This window comes from Hydrogenovibrio halophilus DSM 15072 (genome assembly GCF_000384235.1).
Classification (GTDB): domain Bacteria; phylum Pseudomonadota; class Gammaproteobacteria; order Thiomicrospirales; family Thiomicrospiraceae; genus Hydrogenovibrio; species Hydrogenovibrio halophilus.
Window position 1 is genome coordinate 2,038,944 of sequence record NZ_KB913033.1, and the last position, 11,638, is coordinate 2,050,581.

The 11,638-nt window shown below is 56.4% G+C and carries 11 protein-coding genes; 8 read left to right on the forward strand and 3 right to left on the reverse strand.

Annotated features, from left to right (window positions below):
* From A377_RS12400 to A377_RS0109825, 3 genes are read left to right on the forward strand one after another with little or no spacing between them, the layout of a single operon-like run.
* Positions 1 to 360: a hypothetical protein gene (locus A377_RS12400; protein WP_019896178.1), complete on the forward strand. Its 360-nt coding sequence runs from the start codon at positions 1 to 3 to the stop codon at positions 358 to 360.
* 7 nt (positions 361 to 367) lie between these two features.
* On the forward strand, positions 368 to 1,618 hold the full coding sequence (locus A377_RS12850) for a GGDEF domain-containing protein (protein WP_019896179.1): 1,251 nt from the start codon (positions 368 to 370) through the stop codon (positions 1,616 to 1,618).
* Between the two features lie 52 nt (positions 1,619 to 1,670).
* Positions 1,671 to 2,153: an FKBP-type peptidyl-prolyl cis-trans isomerase gene (locus tag A377_RS0109825; protein ID WP_019896181.1), complete on the forward strand. Its 483-nt coding sequence runs from the start codon at positions 1,671 to 1,673 to the stop codon at positions 2,151 to 2,153.
* 3 nt (positions 2,154 to 2,156) lie between these two features.
* Here the strand turns inward: A377_RS0109825 and A377_RS12410 are convergent, their stop codons facing one another.
* Positions 2,157 to 2,429 carry a PP0621 family protein gene (locus A377_RS12410; protein WP_019896182.1) on the reverse strand — a complete coding sequence of 91 codons (273 nt, stop codon included), beginning with the start codon at positions 2,427 to 2,429 and terminating at the stop codon, positions 2,157 to 2,159.
* A gap of 129 nt (positions 2,430 to 2,558) precedes the next feature.
* On the opposite strand from A377_RS12410, the gene sucC reads away from it, so the two are divergent.
* The 3 genes from sucC to A377_RS0109845 are packed head-to-tail and all read left to right on the forward strand — an operon-like array spanning position 2,559 to position 6,283.
* Positions 2,559 to 3,728: an ADP-forming succinate--CoA ligase subunit beta gene (gene sucC, locus A377_RS0109835; protein WP_019896183.1), complete on the forward strand. Its 1,170-nt coding sequence runs from the start codon at positions 2,559 to 2,561 to the stop codon at positions 3,726 to 3,728.
* Positions 3,728 to 4,615 (forward strand): succinate--CoA ligase subunit alpha, encoded by an 888-nt coding sequence (gene sucD / locus A377_RS0109840; protein WP_019896185.1) that lies wholly within the window; start codon positions 3,728 to 3,730, stop codon positions 4,613 to 4,615. The genes sucC and sucD overlap by 1 nt, the downstream gene beginning before the upstream one ends.
* Positions 4,616 to 4,633: 18 nt before the next feature.
* Positions 4,634 to 6,283 carry an NAD+ synthase gene (locus A377_RS0109845; protein ID WP_019896186.1) on the forward strand — a complete coding sequence of 550 codons (1,650 nt, stop codon included), beginning with the start codon at positions 4,634 to 4,636 and terminating at the stop codon, positions 6,281 to 6,283.
* Between the two features lie 320 nt (positions 6,284 to 6,603).
* On the opposite strand, the gene A377_RS0109850 is transcribed toward A377_RS0109845, so the two are convergent.
* Complete coding sequence (locus A377_RS0109850; protein WP_019896187.1) at positions 6,604 to 7,476, reverse strand: outer membrane protein assembly factor BamD; 873 nt, start codon at positions 7,474 to 7,476, stop codon at positions 6,604 to 6,606.
* Positions 7,477 to 7,688: 212 nt separating this feature from the next.
* Here A377_RS0109850 and rluD point away from each other — a divergent pair, with 212 nt between their 5' ends.
* On the forward strand, positions 7,689 to 8,849 hold the full coding sequence (rluD, locus tag A377_RS0109860; protein ID WP_019896189.1) for a 23S rRNA pseudouridine(1911/1915/1917) synthase RluD: 1,161 nt from the start codon (positions 7,689 to 7,691) through the stop codon (positions 8,847 to 8,849).
* Positions 8,846 to 9,634 (forward strand): peptidoglycan editing factor PgeF, encoded by a 789-nt coding sequence (gene pgeF, locus A377_RS0109865; RefSeq protein ID WP_211209287.1) that lies wholly within the window; start codon positions 8,846 to 8,848, stop codon positions 9,632 to 9,634. Before rluD ends, pgeF begins: the two co-directional genes overlap by 4 nt.
* Here the strand turns inward: pgeF and A377_RS0109870 are convergent, their stop codons facing one another.
* Positions 9,635 to 11,638, reverse strand: a complete 2,004-nt coding sequence (locus A377_RS0109870) for a cation:proton antiporter (RefSeq protein WP_019896191.1) — start codon at positions 11,636 to 11,638, stop codon at positions 9,635 to 9,637.

The following is an 11,638-nucleotide window of genomic DNA, read 5'->3' on the forward strand; positions in this document are numbered from 1 at the left end:
ATGAGACAAACAGTCTTTACAAATTATGTTAGAGGGATTCTGGCCGGTGTGATGGCCGCTTCCCTGTTTTTGACCGGGTGCGCGTCAGTGACCTCGCAGGAGCTGGGTGAAAACGAGTTTCTGTTGACCGCTTATTACGACGAGCCGCCCAGAGATTTGCACAGCCGCGCATTGGCCAGCCAGGCGGAAGACTTGTGCCCGGTGGGCGTGTCCGTCCGCTCGCGTCATGCCACCAAGGCCGCAGAACTGGGCAAGAACGATCTGGCCTGTGTGTCGGGGGACTGCCGTTATCGCTTGACCTGGCGAGTAGTGTGTACCGAAATCGAACCGCAGGAATCCTCGTGGTTTGGCGATACCTGATCGCTGAATGAGTTTGCGGGTTCATCTGCTCTGGTTGCTGGGGTTGGTTGCCTTGGGCTTCTGGGGCCAGCCAAACCGAGTCGACTGGCCTGATCTGGCCGAACAGTCAGTGCTCTGGCTGCCTTTCATTCTGGTGTTTCTGACAGGGTTTATCAGCCTGTTTCTTAACCGTTTCCAGCCAATTGCTGTGATCGTTACGCTTTGTGCCTATTATGCCCTGTCGTGGGCTGTGTTGCCGCAGAGGGTGGCAGGGGCGCAGCTTCTGCTGCCACTGTTGGCATTGAGTCTGCCTGTGCATCTGATGGTGTGGCGTCTGCTGCCGGAAAAAGGGTTCCATCATTTGGGCTGGGTCGTTTTGCAGGCGGTGCTGTGGTGGCTGCCATTTGTGCTGATTCTCTGGGGAATGATGAGCTTGCCTGCGCCGGGTTGGGGCTGGGTTTTCTGGCCGGTGCCGACTGAGTGGATTCATGTGCCATGGAGTGGACTGGCCTTGTCGGTCATGGTGTTGCTTTTGTGGCTGGCATGGATGGCGTTTTCGCGTCACACCCAGGTGTTGGATTTGGCCATGCCTGTGGTGTTGGTGATGGCGGTTCTGGCGATGAATGCCTTTGGTCAGCCAACGACCCTGGCCTGGTGGGTTTCGTTGGCGCTGCTGGCGGTTTTGTTGGCGGTGGTGTTTGAAGCGCATCATCTGGCCTACACCGACACCCTGACTGGCCTGAAAGGACGACGTGCTCTGTTTGAAAGTTTTGCCGGATTGGGTCGGCGTTATGCGATTGCGATGATGGACATCGATCATTTCAAACAGTTCAATGATCGTTACGGTCATGAGACCGGTGATAGGGTGCTGCAGGTTGTGGCCAGACATCTGAAGCAGTCGGGGATTGGGCGGGTTTACCGTTATGGGGGTGAAGAATTTACCCTGGTGTTTCCCGGCCAGTCGGCTGCCGCGTCGCAACCGGCTTTGGATGCGCTGAGAGAACGCATTGCTTCGACCCCTTTGCTGGTGGTGGACCCAAAAACCGGTGAGGAAAAGCCGGTGAGCTTGACTGCCAGTTTTGGGGTGGCCGAACGCGATGCCAGGCAGGCAAACCCCGAAGCGGTGATGCAGGCCGCCGATGCGTTTTTGTATCAGGCCAAAAAGGCCGGGCGCAATCGGGTAAAAGGTCCCGGTTCGCCCCGGAAAAAACCGGCCGCACGAAAAAGAACGCCCAAAATAACCAGGCCTGGTAAAACAACCAGGCCTGGTAAAAAATGAACCGCGTTTTCGGTGAAATCCTCAATCAGTGCACACCTCAAGGAGTTGGAACATGACAGAATCTGACAAGGCGCAAGCGGAATCGCTGCCCAGAGTGACGGAAAATTCGCAATTGGGCATCGCCTTTGTTTTGACTCTGGCGGGGGATGGCGAAGTGGTTGAGGCGACCGAGGACAACGAAGTGTTTCGGTTTCAAATCGGTGACGGCCAGTTGTTTTCGGCGCTGGAAAACTGGTTGATCGGCCTGGAACTGGGCACGCGGGTTCAGCTGGGTTTGTCGCCTGCGCAGGCGTTCGGAGAACCGGATCCCGGCAATGTGCATCGCATGGACCGCCGCGATTTCCCGGAAGAGATGGTTCTGGAACCCGGTTATGTGGTGGGCCTGAATACGCCCACAGGCGAAGAAGTGCCAGCGACCGTTCTGGCTCTGGAGGCCGATTCGGTGCTATTGGATTTCAACCATCCGTTGGCCGGAAAGCCCTTGAATTTCGACGCGACCATCAAAGAGATCGACGGTCAGACGCAGCCGGACTAGCGTTCAGGACTGGCGTGCCTGATCGCGGTGCGCTTCGCTGCAGTAATAGTGACAGCCGTCGTTTTGCTGGACGCTCACCGCTTCGTTTTCTGGCAGGTGCAGGCCGCAGACTTCACAGGCCACCATCTTGTCGGTCTGGTCGGCTTTGGGGTCATTGTCGCTGGTCGAATCAAAGGTGTCACTGAGCGTCTGGCGAAATTGACGAACCCGGCTGTGCACAAACAAAACCAGAAAAAACACCGCCAGAATCAGAAAAAAATAAAACAAGGCCCGCATAGGACTCCCAGGAAAGAATGATTGTGGCCAATATTATAGCGTTTTTTGTGTCGTGCCTGAACGCACACTCGTAAAGCCCGACCAAAAGCCTTAAAATACCACTTTTGAATTTCAGTGGCTGAGTCAGGCATGAATTTACACGAATATCAGGCAAAATCTCTTTTTCGAGCTTATCGGATACCGGTGCCGACCGGTCAGGTGATCAGGCATCAGAGCGAATTGGCAGACGCTTTGAACGCCACTGGAACGGATCAGTGGGTGATCAAAGCGCAGATTCACGCCGGTGCCCGCGGCAAAGCTGGCGGTGTCAAACTGGTAAAAAGTGCCTCCGAAGCCGAAACACTGGCTCGGGCCTTGCTGGGAACCGAATTGGCAACGCCACAGACGGCTGGCAAGGCCCTTCCTGTGAAGGCCTTGCTGGTGGAAGAAACGTTGGCGATTGAAGAAGAACTGTATCTGAGTCTGTTGATCGATCGGGCCTCCAGACGTCATACCTTTATTGTTTCCGCGGCCGGGGGCATGGACATCGAAGCCGTGGCGGCGGAAACGCCCGAGCGCATTCATCGGGTGACGGTGAATCCGGCCGTTGGACTGATGCCATATCAGTGTCGCGAAGTGGGGTTTGCGCTCAATCTGACCGGGCAGGCATTCAAACAGTTGGGACAGATCATGCAGGCCGCCTATCGTCTGGCGCTGGACAAGGACGTTTCTCTGCTCGAAATCAATCCACTGATCAAAACCGCCGACAATGCGCTGGTGGCACTGGACGCCAAAGTCAGCCTCGATCCCAATGCGCTTTACCGCCAGAAAGAACTGGCAGAAATGCGCGACCCGTCACAGGAAGATGAGCGCGAGGCGCGTGCCGCCGATCATCAACTCAACTACATTGCGCTGGATGGCAACATCGGTTGCATGGTCAATGGTGCCGGTCTGGCCATGGCGACCATGGATCTGATTCAGTTGCATGGCGGGGAACCCGCCAATTTTCTGGACGTTGGCGGCGGTGCGACCGCAGACAGAGTGGCCGAAGCCTTTAAATTGATTCTTTCTTCCGATCAGGTCGAGTCGATTCTGGTGAATATTTTTGGCGGCATTGTGCGTTGCGACCTGATTGCCGATGGCATTATTCAGGCGGTGAAAGAAGTCGGTCTGACGCTGCCGGTGGTGGTGCGACTGGAAGGGACCAATGCGGCACAGGGTCGAGCCCGTCTGGCGGAAAGTGAATTGCAGATTGTGACCGCTGAAACCCTGTCTGAAGCCGCCGAGCAAGCCGTGAAACTGGCCGGGGAGGCACGATAATGAGTATTTTGGTTCATGCACAGACAAAAGTGATCTGCCAGGGTCTGACCGGCAAACAGGGCAGTTTTCATTCCGAGCAGGCGCTGGCTTACGGCACCTGTCTGGTCGGAGGGGTCACGCCTGGAAAAGGCGGAACCACGCATCTTGGCCTGCCGGTGTTCAATACCGTTGCCGAGGCAGTGGCGCGCACTGGTGCGGAAGCCTCCATGATTTATGTGCCCCCTGCGTTTGCGGCCGATTCCATTATTGAAGCGATTGCCGCAGGCATCAAGGTCATTACCTGTATCACCGAAGGCATTCCGGTCAACGACATGCTCAAGGTCAGGGCGGTGCTGGATCAGAGCGACGCCCATCTGATCGGGCCCAACTGTCCGGGGCTGATCACGCCCGGCGAGGCGGGTAAGGGCTGCAAAATCGGCATCATGCCCGGCCACATTCATCAACCCGGTCGCATTGGCATTGTCTCGCGTTCGGGCACCCTCACTTACGAAGCGGTGCATCAGACCACTCAGGCCAATCTGGGCCAAACCACCTGTGTGGGCATCGGCGGCGACCCGATTCAGGGCATGAGCTTTGTCGATTGCCTGCAGATGTTTGAGCAGGACCCGGCCACAGAGGGCGTGATCATGGTGGGAGAAATCGGCGGCCAGGCCGAAGAAGACGCGGCCCAGTATATCCAGGCGTCCATGTCCAAACCGGTGGTGGCCTACATTGCCGGAATGACCGCACCGCCAGGCAAACGCATGGGTCATGCCGGGGCCATTGTCAGTGGCGGTCAGGGCACGGCTCAAGCCAAAATCGACTCACTGAAGCAAGCCGGTGTCACGGTGGTGGATTCGCCCACAGAAATGGGGCAGGCCATGCTGGCTTGCCTCTCGCAAAGCTGAAAGGCTCAAGGAAGCGTTATGTCTGAACAAATTCGCCTGTGTATGGCTCAGATCAACCCGATTGTGGGCGACATTGCGGCCAATGTCGAGGCCATCATCGCCGCCGCCGAGCAGGCGCAGGAGCAGCATCAGGCGGAAATTGTGGTTTTCCCGGAAATGACATTGACCGGCTACCCGCCGGAAGACCTGTTATTTCGCCCCGCTTTGTATGAACAGGTGGATCAGGGGTTGAGCCGATTATGCGAGGCCGCACAGGATGTGGCTCTGGTGGTCGGCTATCCGATGATGGACGACCTGGGCGAGCGATTCAATATGGCCGCCTGGCTTGCTGAGGGCCAGATTCAGGCCAGCTACATCAAGCAAAACCTGCCCAATTACAGCGTGTTTGATGAGAAACGCTATTTTTCCCAGGACAACCGACCCTGTGTTGTGCAGTACAAGGGCGTTGGTTTTGGGTTGTTGATCTGTGAAGATATCTGGAAGTTCACCCCCGCTTCGCAGGCGGTGGAAGCCGGTGCTGATATCCTGCTTAACTTGAACGCCTCGCCGTTTTCGCAGGAAAAACATCAGGACCGGATTGAGGTGGTGCGGCGTCGGGTCGCCGAAGTCAAGCGTCCGGTCGTGTACGTCAATCAGGTTGGCGGCCAGGACGAACTGGTGTTCGATGGGGGCTCGTTTGCGACCTGTGCCGAAGGCGAAGTGCAGGTTCAGGCCCCCGAATTTGTTGAAGCCATTACCCCGCTAACGGTGTTGAAGCAGGGCGGGGCGGTGGCCATTGCCCCGGGCGAACAGGCCGCTCTCTATCATGACGAAGCCCGGATTTATCGGGCGTTGATGCTGGGCGTGCGCGATTACGTGCACAAAAACGGCTTCAAAGGCGTGTTGCTTGGGTTGTCAGGCGGCATTGATTCGGCATTGACGCTGGCCGTGGCGGTGGATGCTCTGGGTGCGGAACAGGTGGAAGCGGTGATGATGCCGTTTTATTACACCGCCAAAATCAGTGAAGAGGATGCGGCCACCCAGGCAAGCCGTCTGGGAACGCGGTTTCAGTCGCTGCCCATTGAATCGCTTTATGCCGGTTTTGAGCAACTGCTGGCCCCGCGCTTTGAGGGCTGTGGCGTGGACACCACCGAAGAAAATTTGCAGGCCCGGATTCGCGCCGTGTTATTAATGGCGTTATCCAACAAACTGGGCAAGGTGGTATTGGCCACCAGCAACAAATCCGAAGTGGCCGTGGGCTACTCGACCCTCTATGGTGACATGGTCGGAGGTTTTTCGCCGCTCAAGGACGTTTCCAAAACCTGGGTTTATCGCCTGGCTCGTTATCGTAACAGCCTGGAAGACGCCGTTGATGAGCCGGTCATTCCGCATCGGGTCATTGAACGAGCACCTTCTGCGGAGTTACGTCCGGATCAGACCGATCAGGATACCTTGCCAGACTATGATGTGCTGGACCCTGTCATCGAAGCACTGGTCGGGCGCGACCTGTCTCCGCAAACCATTGCAACGCAGTTGTCGCTGGAGCCAGCACTGGTTCAACGTATTGCGAACATGATTCAGCGCAATGAATACAAGCGTCGCCAATCCGCTCCCGGTGTCAAAATTTCTCCCCGCGCCTTCGGCCGAGACCGCCGCTACCCAATCACGTCCGGCTATCAGGAAGATTGAAGTCAGTATTGACCAGGCCTGGTGGCCAATACCTGAGAACTTTTTACTGAGAGAAACTGAAAGAAAGCATGGCTGGTAAAATATTGATGTCAGCTTAGCAATGGAGCTGGTATCGAACCCTATTATTTCACAAACTTGCACCGACCCTGCTGCTTTTACCTCTTGATATCAAAGAAAAGGTTTCTTCAGTCGGTCATGTTTATGGATACGACGTTTTTTAGAAATTAAGAACCCGATGTCCGAAGGGGGAAAGTCGAGATTATTCCCTTGTGAAACCAAGTTGCTTTGCCACCTAAAAACGAACAGATCAAGTCGTCAGGTTAAAACCAGTCGCCGACCGAATCGAGCATGTTGTCCCACCAGCTTTTTTCGGATTTCTGCCAGCGTTTGTTGCTGGGTGGCTGCTGGCCGTTTTCCCATTCGTCGGTTTCGGCATCCTCTGTCTGGGCCTGTGCCTGGAATTTTTCCAGGTTGTGGTCGATGACGGTTTGGGTGTCTTCGGCGTTTTGGGTCATGCCCAGCTGTTGGTAGGCATCGCGCATCAGTGCCAACGCAGGCATGACCGTCTGCGCATTGGGGTAGTTTTCAATCAGGGCTTTGACCCGTGTGGTGGCAGCCAGGTAGGCTTGCCGCTTGAAATAGTATTTGGCGACCTGAAATTCGTGCCGGGCCAGGCGGTTCTGCAACACAATGATGCGTTCCCGCGCTTTGGCGGCATAGGGACTGTCAGGGTATTTGGACAGCAGCTCGAAATAGGACTGGAACGCTTCGCGGGTTGAGGCCATGTCGCGTTTGGCCGGGTCGGTGATCCAGTCGTCCAGCCAGCTTTCATTGATGGCGTCTGTGGCCAGCGCTTTCAGATAGTAGGCATAGGGCAGAGCGCGGTGTTTGGGAAACAGGCGAATGAACTCCTGCAATTCGCGCTGAGCCGATTCGGGTTCTTCGTAGCGATAATAGGCATACGCCAGTTCCAGATAGGACTGCTCGGCGTATTTGCCATAAGGGTAATAGGCTTTGAGGTTTTCGTAGTTTTCAATGGCCGTGTCCCATTGGCCGCTGTTAAACGCGTCTTTGGCCGCCGCATAAAATTCTTTGACGGTTTTGTCTTCGTTGTCCTTGGCCACCAGGGACGAACAACCGCTTAAGGTCAGGGCGCTTAAAAGCAGGAACAGGGAAATCAGCGAGTGCTTCATAATCTTTGATAAACTATTGTTATGCCATGGCGCAGAGCAAACCGTTTCGACAGCCGTTGGTGCCGTTGTCCGATCTGATCCCGCTGCAATGGTTCGAAAACTACGGCGCTGGGTCGGCCTTTGGAGCCACCGAGCGACGCTGAAATTGAAATAATCAAAGTCCGGATGATAGCATATTTTGATTCGTCCGGATACACAATCCCAACTCTTCGATGCCGGTCGGACTGAAATTCAACCGGTGTCACCAACACAAAAAGAAAGGAACGTTTTTGTCGACTCATTCTCAGGATGCCAACGCCCCCACTTCCAACATTGTGCGCTTGCAGGCCAGTGTGCCTGACGACGCCCTTGGACAGCGTCTGGATGCGGTGGTGGCCACCCTGTTTTCAGACTATTCGCGCAGTCAGTTGCAAAGCTGGATCAAGGAAGGTGCGCTGACTGTGAACGCAGATGTGGTGACCAAACCCAACACCAAAGTGGTGGGCGGGGAAGCACTGCGGCTGGAGGCGGTGCCGGAAGATCGCACCGAAGTGATGCCCCAGGCGATTGATCTGGAAGTGGTGTATGAAGACGAGGCGCTGGTGGTGATCAACAAACCACCAGGCCTGGTGGTGCATCCCGGGGCCGGCAACCCGGACGCGACTCTGATGAACGCGCTTTTGTACCATTATCCGGCCCTGCAACAGGTGCCGCGGGCCGGGATTGTGCATCGACTGGATAAGGACACGTCGGGTCTGATGGTGGTCGCCAAAACCCTGACCGCCCAGGCGCATCTGGTGGATCAGTTGCAACGCCACGAAGTCGAGCGGGTGTACGATGCGGTGTTGGTGGGGCGGATGATTGCCGGGGGCACGGTGGACAAGCCCATCGGTCGCCATCCGCGCGACCGGAAACGCATGGCGGTGTTGGCGGTCGGCGGCAAACCGGCGGTGTCGCATTATCGGGTGAAAGAGCGCTTTCGCGGTCATACCTATGTGCGGGTGTCGCTGGAAACCGGGCGCACTCACCAGATTCGGGTGCATATGGCGCATTTGGGCTTTCCGCTGGTGGGCGATCCGGTCTATGGCGGCCGTCTGAAAATTCCCAAAAAAATGCTGCCAGAGTTTGTGGCGTTTGTGCGGGCCTTTCCACGTCAGGCGTTGCATGCCGGGGTATTGAGTCTGGTTCACCCGGTCACCCGCAAAACCATCAAGTGGAAAGCCCCGGTACCGGACGACATGCTGGCACTGATGGACGTTCTGCGCGATGACATGGCCGATTACGATGCCCAGATGAATCAGCAATGGGACGGCGGCTATGACGAATTCGATCCCGATCACGGCGTGGAAGTGGAATGGGTGACCGATGCCGACATTCCGGAAGAAAATCAATGACAGCCCCTAGTTCGGATCAACAACGTGAGTGGCAGCCCGCGATCAAAGCAATGACGCCCGACTGGACGCTTCCGGCAGGGGTTCGGGCCTGTTTTACCACTCGTGAAAACGGCGACAGTGTCGGGCCCTGGGCGGCTGGAAACCTGGCCGACCATGTCGGGGACGACCCTCAGGCCGTGTTGCGCAACCGCCAGGCTCTGCAATCGCAACTGGGCGCAGGGGTGACACCGGCCTGGTTGAGCCAGACCCACTCCACGCATTGTCAGACCCTGCAATCTACATTGCCCGCCGAACCGCCTCAGGCGGATGCAAGTTGGACTCGTGAAAAAGGGTTGGCCTGTGCGGTATTGACCGCCGATTGCGCGCCCATTCTCTTGACCGACGAAGCGGGCACAATGGTGGCGGCGATCCATGCGGGGTGGCGTGGGCTTGCGAACGGCATTGTCGCCGAGACACTGAAAAACATGCCGGTCCCGGCAGGGGCCCTGCGGGCATGGGTTGGCCCCACGATTGGCCCTGCGCATTTTGAAGTCGGCCCGGAGGTGTTGGCGCAGTTCAAAGCGAGGTTTGCGCAAGCCGATGCGTTTTTTCAACCAAACCGCTCAGGTCAGGAATCGCATTACCTTGCCAATTTACCAGGCCTGGTCAAAATCGCCTTGTTGCATGAAGGGGTGCGGGATGTGACCTTGAGCGGGTTGTGCACTTATGCCGATGCCGAGCGCTTTTACTCTTATCGACGGGACGGTCAGACCGGGCGTCAGGCCAGTCTGATCTGGTTGACCTGATCAGTGTTTGCCGGTGTTGAGCACCGCTTCGAATTTTTCCAGTGATTCCGGCAGGCCCTGAGCGATGAGTACGTCTCGCGCCCGCAAACGGGTGCTCGAAGCCGGCTCGTCGCCACGCACACTGCCACGTTTGATTGACTTGACCACAATGCCCAGCGATTGCGTCGGCAGGTCAGCGAGGGTTTTGCCGACGGCGTGTGCGCCTTCGTCCAGTTCAAAGGGTTGAATCACCTGTCCGATCTGAGCATGATCAAACGGCACGGCATCGGTTTCGCCCAAGTACAGACCTGATAGCAAACTGTAACGATCCTGCCGAGCCTCGCGCGTCAGGCGTAACACCTGGCTTGGCGGTTTGCCCAACATCATCAGAAGATGGGAAGAGAGCATGATGCTGGCTTCGAAGGTGTCCGGGACCACTTCGGTGGCACCCGCTTCCAACAGTTCTTCCAGATGGCTTTCGTCTTGGGTGCGCACCAGTACCGGCAGATCCGGCGCAATCGCGGTCAGGGTTTTGAGGGTTTTCATTGCAGCATGGTGGTCGTGGTGGGTGATGATCGCCACCTTGGCCCGGTGAATGTTGGTCGCTTCGATCAGGCTTTGCTTGGACGAGTCCCCGAAAAACACCGGCTCGCCACTCTGCTGAGCTTCTTTGACCCGTTTGATGTCCATGTCCAGCGCCACATAAGGCACATGCGCCTGTTTCAGAAACTTGGCGGTGGTCTGACCGACTCGCCCAAACCCGGTCAGCACCACATGATTGGACAGAAACTGACTTTCTTCCTTCAGTTCATGCGCCAGTTCGGCAAAATCGGTCTGATAGCTTTTCTTGAAAATGAACTGGGCAAAACGGCCGTTGTATTTGATCATCACCGGCGTCACCATCATGCTTAGCACGGTCACAGTCAGCAAAATCTGCCCCAGTGTTTCCGACAGCAACTGGTCACTGATGGCAATCGTCAGGATCACCAGGCCGAACTCCCCGACCTGAGCCAGTGAAAAGGCGGTACGCGCATTGACGCCGGCCGGGCGTTTGAATAGGGTCATGACGCCAAAAATCAAAAAGCCTTTCATTAGCATGATGCCCAGTGTGACCCCCAGTATGATCCACAAGTGGGATTCAAGGATGCTCGGTGAAATCATCATCCCGACGGTAATGAAAAACAGCCCCAGCAAGATGTCCTGAAACGGACGGATGTCGGCTTCAATCTGGTGGCGGTATTCGGTTTCACCCAGCATCATCCCCGCCATAAACGCGCCGAGCGTCATGGAAATGCCCAGTTCTTCGGTAAAGGCGGCCGAGGCCAGCACCACCGTCAGCACCGTCAGGGTGAACAGTTCCTGTGATTTGGCCATGGCCACCTCGTGAAACAGCGGACGCAGCAGATAACGTCCGGCCAGCAGCATCACCACCACCACTATGAGACCTTTGGCAAAGGCCCAACCCAACTCGGTGGCCAATGATTCCGCCGCACTTTCCGGTTGTGCCAGCGCCATGCCCAGTGCCGGAATCAGAATCAGCAGTGGGATGGCCATGATGTCTTGAAAAATCAGAATGCCGACCGTGGCCCGTCCGTGGCGGGTGTGAATCTCGGATTGTTCGGTCAGTTGCTTGATCACAATGGCGGTGGAGGAAAGCGCAAACGCCCCGGCAATGACCACCGAGGTTTCAAAGTTGAAGTCCAGCAATCGACTGAGGACATAAACGATCACAGCTGTCAGCCCCACCTGCAGGGCACCGTAACCAAATACCATGCGTCGCATCGCCACCATTTGCGACAGGGAAAACTCCAGCCCGATTGCAAACAGCAGAAACACGATGCCGAATTCGGCCAGAAAGTGAATGCTGTCTTCGTTGGCGATCAACTCCAGGCCGTAAGGACCGACGATGGCCCCGACGAGGATGTAGTTGAGGATCGGGGGTAAATGGACGCGCCGAGACACCGATACCAGTCCGACGGTGATGATCAGCAGAAAAACGATATTGAAAAGAATGTGATCAAACAT